This is a genomic window from Acinetobacter sp. AHP123 (genome assembly GCF_023757925.1).
Lineage (GTDB): Bacteria > Pseudomonadota > Gammaproteobacteria > Pseudomonadales > Moraxellaceae > Acinetobacter > Acinetobacter oleivorans.
Map to the genome: position 1 here is coordinate 3,031,826 of NZ_CP092454.1, position 21,005 is coordinate 3,052,830.

19 protein-coding genes and 2 pseudogenes are annotated in these 21,005 nt (G+C 36.1%); 9 read left to right on the forward strand and 12 right to left on the reverse strand.

Translation table 11 applies throughout. The features are described from left to right. Positions 1-165: 165 nt before the first annotated feature. Positions 166-1,137 (forward strand): 5'/3'-nucleotidase SurE, encoded by a 972-nt coding sequence (surE, locus tag MJX77_RS14470; RefSeq protein WP_081274014.1) that lies wholly within the window; start codon positions 166-168, stop codon positions 1,135-1,137. Positions 1,138-1,148: 11 nt separating this feature from the next. Further along, positions 1,149-1,793: a hypothetical protein gene (locus MJX77_RS14475; RefSeq protein ID WP_252059457.1), complete on the forward strand. Its 645-nt coding sequence runs from the start codon at positions 1,149-1,151 to the stop codon at positions 1,791-1,793. Positions 1,794-1,828: 35 nt separating this feature from the next. Here MJX77_RS14475 and MJX77_RS14480 read toward each other — a convergent pair whose 3' ends face one another. Further along, entirely contained in the window at positions 1,829-2,269 is a 441-nt protein-coding gene (locus MJX77_RS14480) for an HD domain-containing protein (protein WP_252059458.1), read from the reverse strand. 150 nt (positions 2,270-2,419) lie between these two features. Continuing rightward, the gene (locus MJX77_RS14485; RefSeq protein WP_045125480.1) at positions 2,420-2,896 is read right to left on the reverse strand and encodes a hypothetical protein; all 477 of its coding nucleotides are present in this window, start codon (positions 2,894-2,896) and stop codon (positions 2,420-2,422) included. A gap of 1,364 nt (positions 2,897-4,260) precedes the next feature. On the opposite strand from MJX77_RS14485, the gene MJX77_RS14490 reads away from it, so the two are divergent. From MJX77_RS14490 to MJX77_RS14500, 3 genes and pseudogenes are all read left to right on the forward strand, one after another. Beyond that, on the forward strand, positions 4,261-4,809 hold the full coding sequence (locus MJX77_RS14490) for a TetR/AcrR family transcriptional regulator (protein ID WP_252059459.1): 549 nt from the start codon (positions 4,261-4,263) through the stop codon (positions 4,807-4,809). 157 nt (positions 4,810-4,966) lie between these two features. Then, positions 4,967-5,353 (forward strand): hypothetical protein, encoded by a 387-nt coding sequence (locus tag MJX77_RS14495; protein ID WP_252059460.1) that lies wholly within the window; start codon positions 4,967-4,969, stop codon positions 5,351-5,353. Between the two features lie 256 nt (positions 5,354-5,609). Beyond that, positions 5,610-5,726 (forward strand): annotated as a pseudogene (locus MJX77_RS14500) (hypothetical protein); the annotation flags it as partial. Positions 5,727-5,882: 156 nt separating this feature from the next. Here the strand turns inward: MJX77_RS14500 and MJX77_RS14505 are convergent. From MJX77_RS14505 to MJX77_RS14515, 3 genes are all read right to left on the reverse strand, one after another. Further along, a complete protein-coding gene (locus MJX77_RS14505) occupies positions 5,883-6,965 on the reverse strand; it encodes a hypothetical protein (RefSeq protein WP_252059461.1) in 1,083 nt (360 codons plus the stop codon). Positions 6,966-7,144: 179 nt separating this feature from the next. Then, positions 7,145-7,837, reverse strand: coding sequence for a hypothetical protein (locus MJX77_RS14510; protein ID WP_252059462.1), 693 nt, complete (start codon positions 7,835-7,837; stop codon positions 7,145-7,147). Positions 7,838-7,915: 78 nt separating this feature from the next. Continuing rightward, positions 7,916-8,551, reverse strand: a complete 636-nt coding sequence (locus MJX77_RS14515; protein WP_252059463.1) for a 3'-5' exonuclease — start codon at positions 8,549-8,551, stop codon at positions 7,916-7,918. A 130-nt stretch (positions 8,552-8,681) separates the two neighbouring features. Here MJX77_RS14515 and MJX77_RS14520 point away from each other — a divergent pair. Further along, positions 8,682-8,777: pseudogene (locus MJX77_RS14520) on the forward strand (hypothetical protein); the annotation flags it as partial. Positions 8,778-8,820: 43 nt separating this feature from the next. On the opposite strand, the gene adeT1 reads toward MJX77_RS14520, so the two are convergent. The 7 genes from adeT1 to adeR form a co-directional block, all read right to left on the reverse strand. Then, positions 8,821-9,816: a putative multidrug efflux protein AdeT1 gene (gene adeT1 / locus MJX77_RS14525; protein ID WP_005305422.1), complete on the reverse strand. Its 996-nt coding sequence runs from the start codon at positions 9,814-9,816 to the stop codon at positions 8,821-8,823. Between the two features lie 160 nt (positions 9,817-9,976). After that, complete coding sequence (locus MJX77_RS14530; protein ID WP_252059464.1) at positions 9,977-10,741, reverse strand: isochorismatase family protein; 765 nt, start codon at positions 10,739-10,741, stop codon at positions 9,977-9,979. A 90-nt stretch (positions 10,742-10,831) separates the two neighbouring features. Continuing rightward, entirely contained in the window at positions 10,832-11,431 is a 600-nt protein-coding gene (locus MJX77_RS14535) for an alpha/beta hydrolase (RefSeq protein ID WP_252059465.1), read from the reverse strand. Between the two features lie 75 nt (positions 11,432-11,506). Then, on the reverse strand, positions 11,507-11,911 hold the full coding sequence (locus MJX77_RS14540) for a DoxX family protein (protein WP_252059466.1): 405 nt from the start codon (positions 11,909-11,911) through the stop codon (positions 11,507-11,509). 103 nt (positions 11,912-12,014) lie between these two features. Then, positions 12,015-12,908, reverse strand: coding sequence for a LysR family transcriptional regulator (locus MJX77_RS14545; RefSeq protein ID WP_252059467.1), 894 nt, complete (start codon positions 12,906-12,908; stop codon positions 12,015-12,017). A gap of 129 nt (positions 12,909-13,037) precedes the next feature. Further along, complete coding sequence (gene adeS, locus MJX77_RS14550) at positions 13,038-14,108, reverse strand: two-component sensor histidine kinase AdeS (protein ID WP_252059468.1); 1,071 nt, start codon at positions 14,106-14,108, stop codon at positions 13,038-13,040. Positions 14,109-14,140: 32 nt separating this feature from the next. Beyond that, entirely contained in the window at positions 14,141-14,884 is a 744-nt protein-coding gene (gene adeR / locus MJX77_RS14555) for an efflux system response regulator transcription factor AdeR (RefSeq protein ID WP_252059469.1), read from the reverse strand. 144 nt (positions 14,885-15,028) lie between these two features. Between adeR and MJX77_RS14560 the strand changes: the two genes are divergently transcribed. From MJX77_RS14560 to MJX77_RS14570, 3 genes are all read left to right on the forward strand, one after another. Next, entirely contained in the window at positions 15,029-16,219 is a 1,191-nt protein-coding gene (locus MJX77_RS14560) for an efflux RND transporter periplasmic adaptor subunit (protein WP_252059470.1), read from the forward strand. Then, on the forward strand, positions 16,216-19,323 hold the full coding sequence (gene adeB / locus MJX77_RS14565; RefSeq protein ID WP_252059471.1) for a multidrug efflux RND transporter permease subunit AdeB: 3,108 nt from the start codon (positions 16,216-16,218) through the stop codon (positions 19,321-19,323). The genes MJX77_RS14560 and adeB overlap by 4 nt, the downstream gene beginning before the upstream one ends. A gap of 297 nt (positions 19,324-19,620) precedes the next feature. Then, positions 19,621-20,925, forward strand: a complete 1,305-nt coding sequence (locus MJX77_RS14570) for an MFS transporter (protein WP_252061340.1) — start codon at positions 19,621-19,623, stop codon at positions 20,923-20,925. Positions 20,926-21,005: the final 80 nt, after the last annotated feature.

Sequence of the window (21,005 nt, forward strand, 5' to 3'; positions counted from 1 at the left end):
GCTGAAGTTTAAGATCAGTTTATAAAAGAAAACATAGCAATAATTTATAATATAATTATTTAATTTTTAATGGAAAAGTATTTTAATTTTTATTGATGCGTAGTCACTAAACGTACATATAGCGCAACTACTATACAAAACGAAATTTAAGAACATGGTAGTTAAGTGATGAAAAAAAGTTTATTGGGTGGCCTTATTCTGTCTTTGTGTACAACTCCAGCTTTTGCACTAAATATTTTATTGGTTAACGATGACGGTCTAACCAGCAATGTCAAAGCACTTTATGACGAATTAAAAGCAAATGGTCATAACGTGCTTGTGTCTGTACCTTGTTCACCACAAAGTGGTCGTGGTGGCGCAATTGTGATGTACAGCTCAACGACGATTACCGCGGATAATGACAAGCAAATTGCGGCTGAAAACGGTTGTCACAATGGCGCAGCACCAATTGGCGCACCTGCTGCTGGAACCTTTACCAAAGCAGGTTATACCAATGGTGACTGGAATTACACACATGGCACACCAGTGATGGCAACAGTTTATGGACTAGATGTGGTTGCACCAAAACGCTGGGGTAAAGCGCCAGACTTAGTTTTATCTGGCCCGAATGAAGGACAAAATGTCGGAAAAGTCGTTGTACACTCTGGCACGATTGGCAATGTACAGTTTTCGGCAGGCCGTGGCATTCCATCTATTGCCTTAAGTGCCGATACAAACACGGTAGATGATAAGACTTTAAACAACCCTAACTCTGCGATTGTGGCAAAACAAACCGTAGTGTTATTAAAAGAATTACAAGCTAAGGCAGGCAAGGGCCAATTGTTGCCAAAAGGCATCACGCTAAATGTTAATTTCCCTAAAAATTTAACAACCAGCACGCCGTTTGCTTTCTCAAAAATTGGGACGTATGACTTATATAAATTGAAGTTCCAAGTGACCAAAGACAATAAAGGCAATAACCAATTTGGTCTAGGAATTGATGCTGCACCATCTGCGCCAACTGCCGCGCAAATGTCGGATGAAAGCGCCGTCATGCAAAGCAAGATTGCTGTAACTGCAATGCAAGTTGCTTACGATCAGCGACCAGCAGCTCAAGAATGGCTCAAAATTCGTTTAAAAAGCCTATTTAACAAGTAAGGAGAAAGACCATGAAACGTTGTTTGTTGGTTTTACTTCTTGGAATGGGCTTGGCGGCTTGTAATGACAATGATCATGATGACCAAGTCTCGACTGAAAAACCTGCATTAGGGCCGAGCTTAGATGTCGGTACTTATATTATTAGTACCGAAACGGATCAAGAGTTACCAATGGCGGGTAAATACTATTCTGGCGCGGATGGTTCTAAATTATTGGTTTTAGATGATGACGAAAACCGTGCCAAAATTGTGATGAGCTATGACACAAAAACCAAAGCTTGGCAGAGTAATCAGGCTAATCAAGCGATGAAAGTTGAATTAGCACATTATGAAAAAATTGATGATCAGAAAATTTCTCTGAATCAATTAGCCGGCACATACGATTTATCTTTTCCAGATGGAACAACGATCAATGCCGAGGTCAATGCACAAGGCAAAATTGTCTCGAAAGACCCAAATTGTGTGTTTACAGGTGTTATTACTGAAAGTGCATTAGCCAATACGGCAAACTATCAACTGACCGATAATAAGTGTGATGCGCTAAAAAATAACTCGAAAGGCTATGTCATTGTAGATGAAGACTTAGAACCTATGAGTTTTAGACTCGTATCTGACACGGTTGCCTCAAAAGACATTTGGGCATTTGCACAATCTTAAAATTAAAAAGGCAACGGATTCATTTCGTTGTCTTTTCATTTCAACCTATCTTGCGCTGTTGAAACAATTAACAAGGTTTGAAGGTAATAATCTACACGTGAGTGATTATTGTCCTTATGCGAGTTATGCGCATTAAAGGCTGCATCATGAAGTTTCACAACTCGAGCGATCGGATTCGAACTACAACGAATTAAATATTCTTCGCGTGTTTCAGTTTCCCGTTTAGTTAATGCATCAACGGCATCACGGATTTCTTTTCCGAACGAGCTTTCAATTTTGTCTAGAGTAAGAGGTGTGTCTTCAACGCTATCGTGTAGAAGGGCTGTAATAATATAGGCTTCTGAAAATTGGTGCTCAATTAATGAATTGACCACACCTTTAATATGGTAATCAAAGTAATCATGAGGACCATACTTTTGACCTTGATGCGATTCTTTTGATAATTTCTCTGCTAATTCAACTTTATTTTGAGTCATTTTTTGCTCTTATCACTTTAAGTATATAACACGGCCTAATTTGTGAGATGGGACGCTTAAGTCATAATTTTATACTGAATACTCAAATTAGGCATAGATAAAAAGCAGCCTCGAAATGAGACTGCTTATTTTTAAATGAATTCATAAGCTTTAAATATTTGATAAAGTGAATGAGCTATTACCGCCCGTTAAAGCGACATTCGTACCATTGATTAATAGAACAGGTTTATTTCCACCAATATTGGTTACGGCTAAGCTACCAAACCACCAATTGTTATGACCAACATAGTGACCTTGAGCGAGATATACGGGAATAGAAGCCGACGAAGTTTGCAAATTAACGCCAAAGTAGAAGTTAAGTTTACTAGGGGTGTCTCCACTACTTTGACTATCAGCAAACATGTGACTACCTTTTTGTAATAGTTCAACATAACTATTAGCAACCTGCGAAGAGCCGCTACGGTCACAGTCTAAAGTGATCGTCCAAACATTTCCTTTTTTAGTAATGGAGGGTGGCGGTTCACAGGTTTCGCCGTCTGTATATACAACAGAACCATCAATATATGTGATATTGGTTAATAGCCCAGTATCATCGGTAATAACAACAGTGTTGGATGAAGTTGACATGATTAAATCCTCTTAAATTATGTTTTATCCAATCGCTTTATTTTATTGTTTATAAAAGTAATCGCGCTGGATGCTTTGTCTGGTATTTTAAATACCATTGGTTATAAAGCGTTTAAAGTATGATTTATTTATATGCCTTAGGCTTATATTTTGCCTTTATTAAAATACCATTTGAGCTGAGTTGTTAATATTATATTTATTAAAAAATAAACCGTTTTTGATACAAATTATATTTTACTGGTATTTTTTCACTATGTTGTTTTTAGATGTGGAAATGGTTTTATTTTTTATCAAGAAAGATAATTTTTAATTAAAATGTGACCAATATTGATAATTAAAGCACTAATTGAAAATAATTTTATTGTTTTATTTTTAATATAAGTATTTAATGTTATTGGTATAAATATTATATTTTAGCTTGATTAAATTTGTGGTGTTACTATTAAGTTTTATTAATATTTTAATTTAAAGTTTTTTATAAATTTTTATTGGGTGTTGTTTTAATAAATATTAATCATTAAAAAATAATAGATATTTCATATAAAATAATTATCCTTATAGAAATATTTATAAATATTAGTACTGTGGTGATAAAACATTTTAATTTTATAAATTATGTCATTAATAGGTGGGAGGTGGCTATTAATTACTTAAATAATCTAGAATATTTTTTATTTGTTGATATAGACTCATAAAAATAAAATAGGTGCTCAAAATTTAAGCCAAGCTAGACGTTCAGTTTTAATGATTTTGAACTTTAACTTAATGATATAAAATTAGCTTGTAAATATTACTTAAGAATTTCCTTAATTATGTAATTAAATGAAAAATAATAACTATTTAAATAATTTCTAGCCAATTTCACATTGACACCTCAAATATTGAAGATTACCATTTGGGGGCTGGCCTACATTGCCAGTCGGTTGTCGCAGACCGTTCTTCAAGAGCATTAAAAGATTATTCTTTTAGTGTGTATACCCTCGTGCCCCCTCTATGGCGGAACGGAGGGGGACACCTTCGGGTGTGCTGGGTCTTGAAGCCAGTCTGCGAACCCCTTTCGTTCTGCCACCATAATTCTAATGTGTTGGCAGAACTCCATATATAAGGAGTTGGCTTTGCACATTCATCATTTCTTGGCAGCCCTTGCCAAAAGCTATAACAACACAGCTTAAAACACTTAACGCAGCTTGATCGCCGTAAGGCTTTTCCAGGCTTTAGCTCGTTATTACTTAAAACTTAGACAATTAAAACTTGAGATGTGCTGAGCACCGTCTTACGGCTTTGCTATGCCTTTTTTTCTCCCAAAGGCAGCGGTTTTTACATCTTATTTGTATAAAACAATAATTTTTTATAACGGTAAAACTATGCCAAATTTAGTTCTCCCAACACGTGCATTACAAGTCGTAAATAAAGCAATTGAGTTATTTCACTACAACGGGTTTCACATGGTCGGCATCGACAGAATTGTGAAAGAGTCTGAAATTACAAAAGCAACTTTTTATAACTACTTTCACTCTAAAGAGCGGCTGATTGAAATTTGCCTGATTGTGCAAAAAGAACGCCTAAAAGAAAAAGTGGTTTCAGTGGTTGAATACGACCGCGACACAAATGCAATGGATAAACTCAAAAAGCTCTATCTTTTACATGCAGACCTAGACGGGCTGTATTACTTATTATTTAAAGCCATTTTTGAGACAAAACTAACCCATCCAAAAGCCTATCAAACCGCCGTGCGATATAGAACATGGCTTATCAACGAAATCTATAGCCTGCTTAGAGCACTTAACGCCGATGTTTCTTTTACCGATGCCAAACTATTTTTATATATGATCGAAGGCGCCATTATTCAGGGCTTAAGTTTAGGGGAAGTTGATGGGAGAGTGGTTGAGGTGTTTTTGAGGGGAATGGGGTGAGGGGGAAATAATTTTGAGTAGATGATTAAGTTAGGAATAGCCATGAATACATCTTTGAATTCTTATTTTTCAGATTGAACTATACAGACTGTTCTGTATAATATAGTTTAATATAAAGTGAGGTTATAAGACTTCAGAATGACTATAGAGAAAATTTATGACAGATAATGATCAAAAACCACAGAAAACGTCTGAGAGACTATTACGCCATATTTTGGAATATGACCCTAAAAAGGTCGATCTAAAATTTATTTTTGATCATGTAAGAAATTATGGTATAGCAGCTACAGTAATGCTTTTAGGTATCTATTTGGCAAAGCACCCTGAAACCTCTATAACCCTTATCCCAAGTTTTGATATTTTATGGGCAGTCTTGTTAATATGTATAGGTTTCTTACTAAATATTCTTAACTTAGTACAAGCAATTTTAATTTTAGCTAAACTAAAACTTAATATTATTATTTATTTTATTTTTAGTTTCTTATTATTTTTTATTACTAGTAAATTATTTTTTACATCTATTAGACAAGTTTTGGGTTATTAAGGTATGAAAAATATTTGCAATTTTGACGTAAAATTAAACATAATTTGAAACTATTAATGGAAGATGATTTTTTACAAATAATGTAGAGTCAATTTTTAAAACTTAATATTGAGGGTAAAGCCTGAATTTAAATTAAAGGAAGAGTCCACACTATAAAGGTGTGGACTCTTTTAATATGATAGTGTTTTTAATATTTAGAATTAAATGCTTGTAAAAAATAATCTGTTCCAATTTTTTTATTGTATATTTTTGATGCAATGCAACCTTTAGCGATGCCACACTATTTCCACATATGATTGATGGAGAAATCATTCAGCGTTTAAGTTCAGATAAAGTTAATGAGAGGGTGTTGGGGGAAGAGGAATTACTATAAAATTTAGTTATTGATTTTATATCCTCTAGTAGTACTAGTTAATAATATTAAAAACTTATTAAAGTTTAGATATCTATATTAAGTTTTATTAGACTAGTTTTAGAAAGCCACTTTTCAGTGGCTTTCTATTTAAAAATTTAGACTATTTAATTAACTTTAGGTTGTATAATTTTGCTCGGCATATATAACCATTTCCTTAATAATATTTATATCCAAAGGCGCATAACCGTATGTAAAACTTGATTCGACACTCATTTTATTTTTCTTTATCGACTTTGATTTAGATAGGTTTATATGTAGATGGTCTGGACCATATGCTACCTCATGATCATTAGCAGAATCGATACGTGCAATATCTTTACCACTAGGGTCTTTAATTATATATGCATAATTATTAAGAGCTGTTTGTCGTAATATGATAGTACACCCTGATTCTCGCTTTGCAGTTATTGTATATTCTTCAGTACAAATTTTTTCTAATTTACAATTAAGCTCTTCTTTCAGCATGTTTGCAGTCATCACTAAAGCAGCTCTATTATGATTTGTTATTTCTGCATCAGCTACAAAGATAGGTGGTATTCCATAATTTTCAGCCAAGAAGTTAATCAGGTTTTTCCTCTCTTGGGATTCCAATGCATGTCTATTACATAATTGCATACCAATTATTAACCCTGATTTAGAGACTATTGTGGTAGTAGATATTGTATTAGTTTCGGTATTACAAATTAAACAATGGTTATTTGTAGAAAGCCAAATTCCTTTTTCAACAGCAGTATTTTTTAATCGACCATCTAATAACTGAGTAAAAATAAGATTCTTATTCTTACGGTCAATTTCCCACTCATTAAAACGCATAGAATAATTTTGAGCTTCGATACTTTCCCCAAATAGTTTATCTGTTATCGGTAATAAATTAATTTCATTTTTTTGAAGATACGCTTGTAGTCTAGCTACGGTCGTAAGTTCTTTTGCTTTTGCATAATAAACTCTTGAAGCTGGAAACTTAGAATTAAAATTATAAATAGCATTAAAATGAAAAACACCTCCATCGACTAAAATGTGAATTTGGTCAGCATTTTTCATCATTATTAAGAGTTCTTGAGGATTATTTATTTGAATTGGAACTAATGGAATTTCAATACTTAATGAATTACCCGCTATACTAGTAATACATTTGTCAATTTGCGCACCATTTAAATTCTGTTTAAAACAGATTTCTAACATTTCTTTAGTATGCATTTGTAGTCCTAAATTAATATGCTTAAGGAAAGATTTAGTTTTTTGGGGGGTGGCAAAATTAATTATACTATAAACATTACTATTTAATATAATATAAATTGTTTTATAATGTAAAATGTCTCTATTTACGTAAAATAAACTAAAAAAAGCCCTGAATATTCGGGCTTTTCATTCAAGTTTTACTTTAATGATTCTGGTATATAATTTGGTGAATCAGTACTATAAAATGACTCAATATCGCTATCATACAAAGACTTATATCTATCTTTTGATGCGACATCTTTAGTCTCATCAATAAATTTCTGTATTTTAGCTTTATATTCAGTGTGACCAGCTTTATACATTTCAGTTAAATATACAAATTCGGCGTCTGTGTACTGGGGATCATTTTTGTTAGATGATTTACTTAATTCGGTTTGTATGAGTTGCGCTGAAGCTTCGTGACACTGTTGAATTTTTACTTTGGCCTCATTTAATTTTTTAAGCAATGTACATCTAAACATTATCCGTTGAGGCAAGGGATTATCTTTAATCTGTTGCTCATTTAGCTCATAAGCTTCTTTGTACATTCCTGACAACATATAAATATTCATTAATGCCATTTCTCTTTGTTTCTTAGCAGTAACTTTCTTTATTTCAGGAATTAAAGGCTCTAAAGTTTGCTTTATCTTTTCATCTTCACCTGAGGTTACAACTTCATTTGTGATAGAGTCATATCTATCTAAAATCGCTTTATCACTTGCTGATAGTTCAGTTTTTACGTTTTTAGAACTGTTTTTCGAAGTATCCATCTGTTCATTCGAAGCTTTACCACAAGCAGCAACTCCAAACACAGAAATGAGAACAATAGTACTAATTAATTTTCTATTCATGATTTACGTCGAAAAATGAGATCTTAAATTTGTCATGAGGACACCTGTAAATTAGCAGGGAATGTCGCCTATGGATTGCTATTTAAGAAGTAAGGATTGAGCAGCTATATTTTTTAGGTATTTCGGTACTCTAGATATAGTAAGTTTATTAATGGCTAACAATAAATTTTGATCAATGCTATTGAAGCCATATGTGTTACAAATATTCGTACAAAGATAGTTAAATAATTGAGCCGTAACTTCAGCATCTGCTTCTGCACGATGAGCTGTGCCATTAAACTTAATATTGAATAAGTCTGCCATTGCCCCAAGTCGATAACTGGGTTGATGGGGTAAAATACGGCGAGCAAGTTTCAAAGAACAAATGAGTCCATTGTGTGATGGACTTAACTCCTGTCGAATACTTTCTGCTTTTAGGAATTTCTCATCAAATCCTGCATTGTGAGCAAGTAAAGGATCTGTTCCAATAAAGTCCAATAGAGAAGGAATAACTTCTTCCACTAAAGGAGCATGATTAACCATATCTTGAGTAATACCAGTCAACTTTGTGATGTAGTATGGAATATTTACACCACAGTTTATTAATGAAACAAAACGTTCTGTGATTTCACCTTCTACAATACGTAAAGCCGCGACTTCTGTAATACGATCACCAGCCTCAGGGCTGACTCCTGTGGTCTCGAAATCAAGTACAATGATTGGCGAAACATTCATAAAACGCTTTCTCTATTAGAAATTAGGTATTAAAAGCACAATACTTTTCATCATAATAGCTTTAAGTCAAAGATAGCGCTAAGTTAACTTCTCTTAATATTGAAATTATATTAGTTAGTGATATGTTGAGCTGTTAGGTTATACCGAGCACAGCCCATTTACACGGGCTTATAAAGAGTGGTCGGGTAAAACGCCACAACAAGCCCGAGAGGAAATGAATAACTGAGGGTAGAGCCTCTTAAAATAAGATGTGCATATGTTTTGATTGTTCATTCATCGTTTAACGCGCATTCAAAATTACTTGGGTTTTCTTTACATCTTACCTTTTTCAAAAAATTCATCATTTTAGGGTCGTAGATACCTGCTTTGGTTAGCTGTATACGTGCCTCGCGCATCATTTTCATATAATTTACTTGTTCATTTTTAGGAATATCCATCCAATATTTTGAAGGAATATCACTTTCATATTTAGCAATAATGCCAAAGGTTCTATTTAATTGGCTGGCTACCCAAGTCCGCGACTTTTGCCCAAAACCTGCTGGAAACTGGTCTTTACGAATAATGAAGTTTGCTGAAATTTGAGTTAAAGGAAAACGAATGATTGCTCCTTTCTCACCTAAACCTTTGTGTAGCTCAAAAGGTTTAAATGCCACAATAGGAGCAGGGACAATATCAATTTCATGGTTATTAAACTTCGCACCAGCATTGGTCACGTCTACAGATACAGCCTGACCGCCGACATGTTGCACAAGCTTTGGTTGAGCTTCATCATATTTAAATACCCCAATTTTTTTACCGGCTGCCTTTGCGAGTGTATTGATACTTCTATCATTTACAAATAAATATGCAGGGCCAATTGTCCCTAAACCTGCAATTTCATAAGGACCGACCACCATGTTTTTTGCGGCCATAGGTGAAGACAACAACTTATAGGCATTAATTGCCGTTTTCATATTTGTTAATGCGCCAACCGCATCTAAAGATCCTGTGTATTTATTAAATTGACGCCCACGTAAACCACTAATAATAGCGCCATCACATTTTCCAACTTTTAAATCTTCAGCTGCAACACGTTCATCAACATAGGCTTTTAAAGATAGATCAGCTCCCCAATTTTTGGCTTCAAGCGCATAGTCTTTGGCTAAAGCGAAAGCATCTCCCGATTTACCAATGGGGTCAAACACACAGACGACTTGTTGCTTGGCATAAAGAGTTGTTGTTAAACATGTGCTTGCAATAAGTAAAATAGTTTTAAAACGATCCATATTTCATTATCCATTATTTAAATTATAAAAATTATTTTATAAATCTGGGTTAGATTAGATATGACACTTCAATAAGAATTTAAAGAGAAAAGGTCAAAAGAAAGCTTTGTATCTCTAAATTTACCTAAAAATCAAAGATACAAAGCTTAAGCAAAATCAGTTATTTGATTTTGAAAGGATCTTCAACTGCTGGGGCGCCGACATTATCCCAGAAGTTTTGTAGTACAAACCCATATTCCGATAAGTTCTCTTTGAAAGGCTCAAGCATTTGATCTGCTGAAGGCTTTTTCCAATCGGCCTGTAATTCACAAGCTAGACTAAAGGTCGTTACGGGTTCTGCACCGGCATTTGCCATGCGTAATGTAGCGGCCTGAACTTCATATTGATTCCATGCGCCACATGCATCAATGACTGGGTAGACTTTATATCCATCATTTAATAGCGATAGTGTTGGGAAAGTACAGCAAGTACCAATGGTTACGCCTGCAATAATAATATGAGTTCGTCCTGTTGCTTCTAATAAATTAATAAGTGCTTTACGAAAAGTCGGGTCTTCATATGCATTAATGATCCCTGTACGTCGATAAATTGAATTATTAGGGAACAATGATTTAATTTCTGGGAGAGTGTCGCCGTTTTGCCATTGTGCGTTTGATGATGTAATCAGTGTTGGAATATTAAGAGCTTTAGCCGTACGAGATAACCCAAGGACATTACTTTTTAATTCAGCGAGGCTCGATGTATCACGAACGCTAGCCATTAAACCAACTTGATGATCAATAAGTAATAAAACCGTATTTTCTGAGGTTGGTTTATCGTAAGCAAATAAACCTAGATTTTTTGCTTCTTTTGGTGAGTGTTTATTCGCTTTTATAGTATCAGTAATGGGGCTGATAATATCTTCTGCACGGATTGATGTAGTCATTTTTAACTCCGAAGAATAATTTGAGACGAGAAAGTACGGAACTTAGATTTAAGACAATCTAAGTTCAGATTTGGATGTAGGCCAAATAGGTTAAATAGTGTTTAAAAAATCAAGACTTAACTGAAGCGCTGAATGTGAAATGGTATGTTCCGTAGCGGGTAAAATATTCAACTCAACATTTAAGTTTGCTGCACGCATTTGTTGATATGCACTTTGGCTTTCGGTTGGAGGAATAACGGTGTCTGATTCACCATGAATTAATAAAATTTTCGTATTTTTACTCATTTCATTATTGATTGGACTTGCTAATCTTCCAGCGATGCTAATCAGCCCAGCAATAGGCCAACGCCCTGAAACGACCGCATCTAAAGCCATTATTGCACCTTGAGAAAATCCTAAAAAAACGACTTTATCTAAATGATTTTCTAATTGGTTTTGGGTAATGATCTCTTGTATTTTTTGATCAAAATGAGCTCTGGCTTCTTTAATGCGACTAAAGCGATTCTCCTCATTAACCCCAGTAATGCTAAACCACTGATAGGCCTCTTTACTGTTCATAAAGCTAAAAGGAGCATTGGGTGCGACAAAATTTAAATTAGAATGGTTGGCCTTAAAAAACTCTCCAACTGCTTCTAAGTCTTCACCATTACTACCTACGCCGTGTAATAAAATTACAAATAGATCTTTCATTTGAATATCCTGAATGAGCTGAATATTTGGTGTTTAGATGCCATTCATGTAATGGCATCTCATCTATTAACGAGCTTAGTTTTTAAAAGATTTACTTAAAGAAAACGGTCCATCACCAATGAGTGCAAGAGCAATTAAAGAGATAATCCACATAAATGGGAATTCCCAGCCACCATTAGGGTTTGTAAAAAAGAAACCAGCTGCACCATGTACAGTAAATATTGCACCCAATAAGACAGGAATCAGTGCAATGGCAACAATTCGAGGTTTAAAACCAACGAATAATAATATTGCTCCTAAAATCTCCCAGAGAATAGTCACATATGCCATCCATCCCGGAACTCCAACAGATTGAAAAAATTGTGCTGTGCCTGCTGGTGTAAATACAAATAGTTTGAGACCAGCATGGGCAAAGAAATAAAGTGCTAGGGTTATACGGAGTAGTAATGCCGCATAAGGAGCTGTGTTTGATGTATTCATTGTATGTCTCGATGAGAATTAGCTTGATGAATACATACTACTGTTGAATTTTTAAGTGATTAAGTAGGCTAAAATTGAATATTTATTTCTATTTTGGAAATAATTACTCGTAAATTTCCCATTCGGCAGGATATGCATATTGCTCTTTTAAGTAATCAATCAGGGTTCTCACCTTGTTGGCTAGATGTTTTGCTGGTGGGTAGACCGCATAGAGACCTCTTCGCGGTAATTCATAGTTTTCTAAAATAGGAATAATCTTTTTGTCGATAAGTGCATCTTTCAAAATAAACATGGGTAATCTGGCGATGCCAAGTCCTGCTATGGTTGCAGCTAAACAGGCTTCTGTATTCGCAAAATGAATTCGACCATTTACATTAATGGTATGTAATACATTCGAAGGTGATTTTTCAAAAAAAGCCCATTCATATGGATCTTTAAAGTTTGTATCGATGATGCAGGAATGAGATTCTAGGTCTTGTAGGCTTTGAGGATAGCCAAATTTTTCTAAATAAAGGGGAGATGCGACCAATACAAATCTAATTTGAGATAAATGAGTCGCAATTAAATTATTATCTTTAAGCTCTCCAATTCGAATGGCGATATCAAATCCTTCTTCAATGACATTCACCGTACGGTCAGTAAAGCTCACGTCTAATTCAATTTGACTATATTTCTGGGCAAAGTTAACCAGTGTTTTACTTAATTGCACTGTTCCGAAAGAGTTAGGAGCACTTATTTTTAGTTTACCGACTGGGGCGCGAGATTGATTTTTAATATTAATTTCAATTTCATCAAACTCTGCCATAAGTTGCTTAATTCGGTGGTAATAAGCTAATCCGAGTTCTGTGGGCTTTAATGAGCGTGTCGATCTTTTTAGAAGCTGTACGCCTAATTCGTTCTCTAGTTTTGAAATAAGCTTGGATGCTTGTGCGACGCTTGTATTTAAATTTTCGGCAGCTTTAACAAAACTTCCTTGCTCAATGATCGAAATAAACATGCGATTACATTCAAGTCTATTCATATAGATTTATTTTTACTTAAATTAGTAATCGTAGTTTTAGCATAAAAAATTTGTATAAGTTAAGCGGGTAAAAATTAAAATAAGCCGCGGAAGACTTTCAGTGTTTTAATGATCCATAGGAATCTTTATGGTGAAAATACTTCTTGAGCCTTGATTGCTATATTGAATGGAACCTTTAAGTGCCACAATAATCGCATGTACAACAGCTAATCCTAAGCCTGTGCCACCAAACTCTTTATTTCTTGACTCTTCTAATCTAAAAAAGGGTTTAAACAGATCATCTTGGAACTCAGTTGCAATGCCGGGGCCTTCATCTTCAATTTTTAATATCCAGTTGTCTGAAACCACTTCTGAAGAGATTTTAAGTTTTCCTGCATTTGAATAACGAATAGCATTATCAATTAACGCAATTAAAACTTGCTCAATACGGCGACGGTCACACAGTACCGGAGTTGTCGTTAAATCAAGCTCTGGGACCAAGTTGGCTTGTTCTAAGCGGTCTTCAAAGGCCTTGAGAACTTTTTCAATTACAGACTTAGAGTCAAACAACTCATAATTTAATCTGAGTTGCTGGTTCTCTACTAAACTTATCGTACGTAAGTCTTCTACTAAGTGAGATAAACCTTCAACTTGATTTAAAAGGCTTTTAAATAGAATTTCATCGGGCTTAAAAACGCCGTCGATTATGCCTTGTAGGCGGCCTTGTAAAATTGTAATTGGCGTTCTTAATTCATGCGCTATGGCAGCATTCCAGACTTGTGCATTTTGAACAGAAACTTCTAGCTTTTGCGCCATATCATTAAAATTATATAAAAGCTCGGACATTTCTGCGGAGTGAATTCTGTTGTCATAAGCTCTAGCAGAGAGATCACCTTGACTAATTTTGTTGGCTGCTTCGGCTAAAAAATTAATCGGTACAATAAAACGTTTTGCGAGGTGCATCCCGATCACGAGTGAAATCATACAGCCACAGAAGATAACAGTAGCCAACCAGATCCAGTCTACAAAATGAAAAGTGGTCCAATCTTCTTGAAGTGAGCTTAAAGTAATCCAGCCTTTTTCAATCGCATAGTTATAAATGACATAACCCAGCACAACGGAAAAAAGCGTAACGCTTAAATTAACAATACTTAATGCAATAAAGAGCTGCTTGCTAATTCCTAACTTACTTTTCATAGAAAATTCCCTAGCTATATTTTTAATATTATTTAGGCGTCATTTTTTACAGCTAGTGGATTATCGAGTCTATATCCTACGCCACGCACATTAATCAACATTTGAAGTATTCCTTGTTCCTCCAATTTCTTTCTAAGCTTACTCACATGGCTATCTACAGTTCGTTCTAGAGCATCACTATCGTTCATGCAATGATTCATGAGTTCACCACGGGTAAAAACTTTGTGGGGCTGGTCAATCATGAAGGAAATAATTTTATATTCAGTCAGAGTGAGATTAAGCAATATTTTCTTATTTTGAGAATGCAGATAAACACTATGCGTATCCGTATCAATTTCAATATCTTTGTAGACCTTATTTTTGTTAAATGGCTTGTTTGTTAACTGAGTCCGTCTTAAGACTGCCTGAACTCTAGCGATGACTTCATTGGGGTTAAATGGCTTAACCACAAAGTCGTCTGCACCGATTCGTAATGCCATGACCTTATCAATATCTTGATCTAGCGCCGTTAGCATAATTACAGGAGTTTGAGCTTTTTGGCGTATTTTATTGAGTACTTCCCAGCCGTTGAGCTCGGGTAATTTAATATCAAGTAAGATTAAATCAATGGGGTGGCTAGCGTGTAACTCAATCGCTTGCTTTCCGTTCATGGCACGAATAACTGTCATTCCTTCACGTTTTAAATAATTTTCAATAATGTCGCCAATGTCGTAGTCATCTTCTACAACGAGGATAACTTTATCTTGGCAATTAAAAGAAAAAGAATGATCAAACATAGAAAACGGGCTATATGAGGTACTTCAAATTATCATACGCTAAATTATTGGTACTTCTCCACACTTACTCCACACTTTAGTGACGATCGCTACACACTCATCAAAAATAATGTCAGCATCAAAAACTCACTAAGTTTGGACAGTATGCAAAAGCATCTTTTACTTCCTTTATTTTTATCTATTGGGCTGATATTACAGGGGTGTGGTTCACAAGAAACGGCTCAAGCTGAGCCAGCACCAGCGAAAGTCAGTGTATTAAGCATTCAACCACAATCGGTTAATTTCAGTGAAAATCTTCCTGCACGGGTACATGCATTCCGTACAGCTGAAATACGTCCGCAAGTTGGAGGAATTATTGAAAGAGTTTTATTTAAACAAGGTAGTGAAGTTAGAGCAGGGCAAGCTTTATATAAAATTAATTCAGAAACTTTTGAGGCAGATGTAAATAGCAATAGAGCTTCACTTAATAAAGCTGAGGCAGAGGTTGCGAGACTTAAAGTCCAGTTAGAACGTTATGAGCAACTCTTACCAAGTAATGCGATTAGTAAGCAAGAAGTGAGTAATGCTCAAGCTCAATATCGTCAGGCTCTCGCCGATGTTGCTCAAATGAAAGCATTGCTGGCTAGACAAAATTTGAATCTGCAATATGCCACTGTCCGAGCGCCGATCTCAGGTCGTATTGGGCAGTCTTTTGTCACTGAAGGCGCATTGGTTGGTCAAGGCGATACGAATACTATGGCCACAATCCAACAGATTGATAAAGTCTACGTCGATGTAAAGCAATCAATCAGTGAATATGAACGCTTACAAGCAGCTTTAAAAACTGGTGAGTTATCTGCAAACAGTGAAAAAACGGTGCGTATTTCTAATAGCCAAGGACAAGAATATAACGTCACAGCAAAAATGTTGTTTGAAGATATTAATGTTGACCCTGAAACAGGCGATGTGACCTTCCGTATTGAAGTAAATAATACTGAGAGAAAACTTCTCCCGGGTATGTATGTACGAGTCAATATTGACCGAGCTTCTATTCCACAAGCCTTATTAGTTCCAGCACAAGCGATTCAACGCAATATCAATGGTGAGCCTCAGGTCTACGTCATCAATGCAAAAGGGGCAGCAGATATTCGTCCTATTGAAATCGGACAGCAATATGAACAGTACTATATTGCCAACAAAGGCTTAAAAGTCGGTGACAAAGTCGTTGTTGAGGGTATTGAACGTATCAAGCCAAATCAAAAACTGGCAATGACGACATGGAAAAAGCCTGCATCAGAAAATAGTGCTTCAAATGTAGAAACAAAACCTTCTACAAATCAAGGAGCTCAACCATGATGTCTCAATTTTTTATTCGACGTCCTGTTTTTGCATGGGTGATTGCAATTTTCATTATATTGTTTGGGTTACTGAGTATTCCAAAATTGCCGATTGCTCGTTTCCCTAGTGTAGCGCCTCCTCAAGTCAACATTAGTGCGACTTATCCGGGAGCAACTGCTAAAACAATTAACGATAGTGTTGTTACCTTAATTGAGCGAGAGTTATCGGGTGTAAAAAATCTACTTTACTATAGTGCGACAACCGATACTTCGGGCACAGCGGAGATTTCTGCAACCTTTAAACCGGGTACAGATGTCGAAATGGCTCAGGTTGATGTCCAGAATAAAATCAAAAGTATTGAATCACGATTACCTCAGGTTGTACGTCAGCAAGGTTTACAGGTTGAAGCCTCATCTTCGGGTTTCTTGATGTTGGTGGGTATTAACTCGCCTAATGGTCAATATTCAGAAGTAGATTTAAGTGATTATCTGGTTCGAAATGTCGTAGAAGAGCTAAAACGTGTAGAAGGTGTTGGTAAAGTTCAATCTTTTGGTGCAGAGAAAGCCTTACGCATTTGGGTTGATCCAAATAAATTGGTTTCCTATGGTTTATCAATTAGTGATGTAAACAATGCCATTCGTGAAAATAATATTGAAATTGCACCGGGGCGCCTAGGCGATTTACCTGCAAATAAAGGTCAACTGATTACGGTTCCATTGTCAGCGCAAGGTCAGCTATCAAGTGTTGAGCAATTTAGGAATATCAGCTTAAAAAGCAAAACCAACGGAAGTGTAATTCGTCTGTCCGATGTCGCAAATGTTGAAATGGGATCACAAGCCTACAACTTTGCTATTTTAGAAAATGGTAAACCCGCTACTGCTGCCGCAATCCAGTTAAGCCCTGGTGCCAATGCAGTAAAAACAGCAGAAGGTGTTAAAGCAAAAATTGAAGAATTAAAATTAAATTTACCTGAAGGCATGGAGTTTAGTATTCCTTACGACACCGCGCCGTTTGTTAAAATTTCAATTGAAAAGGTAATTCATACATTACTTGAAGCGATGGTTCTGGTTTTCATTGTGATGTATTTATTCTTACACAATGTACGCTATACGCTTATTCCAGCGATTGTTGCACCTATTGCGTTACTCGGTACTTTTACCGTGATGTTGCTTGCTGGCTTTTCAATTAACGTGCTCACCATGTTCGGTATGGTGCTCGCCATCGGGATTATTGTTGACGATGCGATTGTCGTGGTTGAAAACGTCGAAAGGATTATGGCAACTGAAGGATTAAATCCTAAAGAAGCAACGTCTAAGGCAATGAAAGAGATTACCAGTCCTATTATTGGTATTACCTTAGTATTGTCTGCTGTGTTTTTACCAATGGCTTTTGCCAGTGGTTCGGTCGGGATCATTTATAAACAATTTACGCTGACCATGTCCGTGTCTATTTTATTCTCGGCTTTATTGGCACTCATTTTAACACCTGCACTTTGTGCAACCATTTTAAAACCAATTGATGGTCATCATCAGAAGAAAGGCTTCTTTGCATGGTTTGACCGTAGCTTTGATAAAGTGACCAAAAAGTATGAATTGATGCTCCTTAAAATCATCAAACATACAGTTCCAGTCATGATGATCTTTGTGGTGATTACAGGTATTACCTTTGCAGGAATGAAGTATTGGCCAACAGCATTTATGCCAGAGGAAGATCAAGGCTGGTTTATGACGTCTTTCCAATTACCATCAGATGCAACGACAGAACGTACTCGAAATGTAGTGAATGAATTTGAAAATTCGCTTAAAGACAAACCCGATGTCAAAAGTAATACGACGATTATGGGATGGGGTTTTAGCGGTGCAGGACAAAACGTAGGTGTTGCTTTCACGACCTTAAAAGATTTCAACGAGCGTACTTCTTCGGCAACTGAAATGACAAATGCAGTCAATGCATCAATGGCGAACAGTTCCGAAGGTGAAACAATGGCGGTACTTCCACCTGCTATTGATGAACTGGGTACATTCTCAGGCTTTAGTTTACGTTTACAGGACCGTGCTAACTTAGGTATGCCTGCATTATTGGCCGCCCAAGACCAACTTATGCAGATGGCTGCCAAGAACAAAAAGTTCTATATGGTGTGGAATGAAGGTTTACCACAAGGCGACAATATTTCTTTAAAAATTGACCGTGAAAAGCTTAATACCCTTGGTGTTAAATTTTCAGACGTTTCAGACATCATTTCAACCTCAATGGGTTCAATGTATATCAATGACTTCCCTAATCAGGGACGTATGCAACAAGTGATTGTACAAGTTGAAGCTAAATCACGTATGCAACTCAAAGATATCTTGAACTTGAAAGTGATGGGTTCGAGTGGTCAATTGGTGTCGTTGTCTGAAGTGGTAACGCCTCAATGGAACAAAGCACCGCAACAATATAATCGTTACAACGGACGACCATCTTTAAGTATTGCCGGTATTCCTAACTTCGATACATCTTCGGGTGTGGCAATGCGTGAAATGGAACAATTGATTGCTAAGTTGCCTAAAGGCATTGGCTATGAATGGACAGGCATTTCTCTACAAGAAAAGCAGTCTGAATCTCAAATGGCCTTTTTACTTGGTTTATCAATGTTAGTGGTGTTTCTTGTATTGGCTGCACTCTATGAAAGCTGGGCGATTCCACTATCTGTGATGTTGGTTGTTCCACTTGGTATTTTCGGTGCAATTATTGCCATTATGTCGAGAGGTCTAATGAATGATGTGTTCTTCAAAATTGGACTCATTACGATTATTGGTCTATCCGCAAAGAACGCCATCTTGATTGTTGAGTTTGCAAAAATGCTGAAAGAGGAAGGAATGAGTTTGATTGAAGCCACAGTTGCGGCAGCCAAACTTCGTTTACGGCCAATCTTGATGACTTCTCTTGCTTTTACATGCGGTGTAATTCCTCTAGTCCTTGCAACAGGTGCAAGTTCTGAGACTCAACATGCTTTAGGTACGGGTGTATTTGGGGGCATGATCTCGGCAACGATTCTGGCTATTTTCTTTGTTCCCGTATTCTTTATCTTCATTTTGGGCGCCGTGGAAAAGCTAACTTCTAAGAAAAAAATCTCATCTTAAGTTAAATGCGTCAGGGGAAATACTCAATTTCCTCTGATGCTTGATTGAAGTTTAATTTTGGAATAAGGAGATGCGGAGTTAGAGTTTTTTTAAATTAAGTAATTGAATATAAAATAATAATTTAAAAAATATGATGTGGTGAGTAGACCAGAAGCGCCGTGCGATAAATCAAAAAATAATCTTTTGACTTTGTGGGGAGAATATTGTTATTTTTGTTTTACGTTATTCGTAAATTAATTATGAATAACGTAATTAAAATGAGAATAATTGAAAGCGCAACATGGAGAAGGGATGACCATGAAAGAAGTTGCATTAAGTGATCTGATCAATCAGCAGAAAGTTGGACGTTATCAGAAATTTATTTTGTTCACCTGTTTATTGCTGATGATTATGGATGGGTATGACATTCAGTCTATGGCTTACGCAGCCCCAATGATTATAGAAGAATGGGGCGTTCATAAAACCATGCTAGGCGTTGTGTTTAGCGCCAGCTTATTTGGTTTGTTTGTCGGATCATTTTTACTAAGTTCACTTTCAGATCGTTTTGGCCGCCGTCCAATATTACTGATCTCAACCTTTATGTTCTCCATATTGATGCTGGTAACACCACATGTCGGCAATATTGAGCAATTGACTGCAATTCGCTTTATTACAGGAATTTTTTTAGGAGGTATCATGCCAAATGTAATGGCTTATAGCTCCGAAATTGTTCCATATAAATCTCGTATTTTCACCATGATGGTCATTTCTTGTGGCTATACGGTCGGGGCAATGTTGGGAGGAGGCATATCTGCTTTATTAGTTCCTTGGGGAGGATGGCAGGCAATTTTCTATTTTGGCGGTATTGTTCCTTTAATTATTTTCTTTATTACGTTCTTTAAGCTGCCTGAGTCTTTATATTTTTTAAGTGAAAATAGTAAAAATACGCCCAAAATTTTATTTTGGTTAAAGAAATTTTATCCTGCATTGACCTTCAATTCAGAGATGAAAATCATCAATACGACTGAAGTTCAGGTTAAGAAGTCACCGCTTGAGTTATTTAAAAATAAGCGTGCATTTTTTACCTATTCCATCTGGATCATCAGTATTTTAAATATGATCAGTCTCTATTTTCTGGCGAACTGGCTACCGACTTTGTCTAAAGAGTCAGGACTTTCATTAAATCAGGCACTGATGATCGGCTCTACCTTACAATTAGGCGGTACGATTGGTAGCGTTGTAATGGGCCTTAAAATCGATAAAACTGGATTTTATAAAGTACTAATTCCTGTTTTTTTAGTTGCAGTGATTAGTGTTGCTTTAATTGGCTATGTTGTTAGCCATATCGTTTTATTATTTATCATCATTTTTATTGCTGGCTTTGCGATTGTGGGTGGGCAACCTGCCATTAATGCGCTGTCTGCAAGTTATTACCCAGTTTCACTTCGTACCACTGGAGTGGGCTGGAGTATTGGGATTGCCCGTTTAGGTTCGGTCATTGGGCCGTTATTTGGTGGTTATCTTTCTCAATTTCTGGTTATTACCCATTTATTTGTGATTGCTGCGATCCCTTCTTTGTTCGTTATTATTATGTTGATGATTCAGGCTAAGTATCGGTCATAGCGCTACAAGAGAATGAGCGGGAGAAGTTGCTTGAGTATTTCTTCCTGCAATTAGTGATGTGAGAGTCGAGAGGGCTCTCA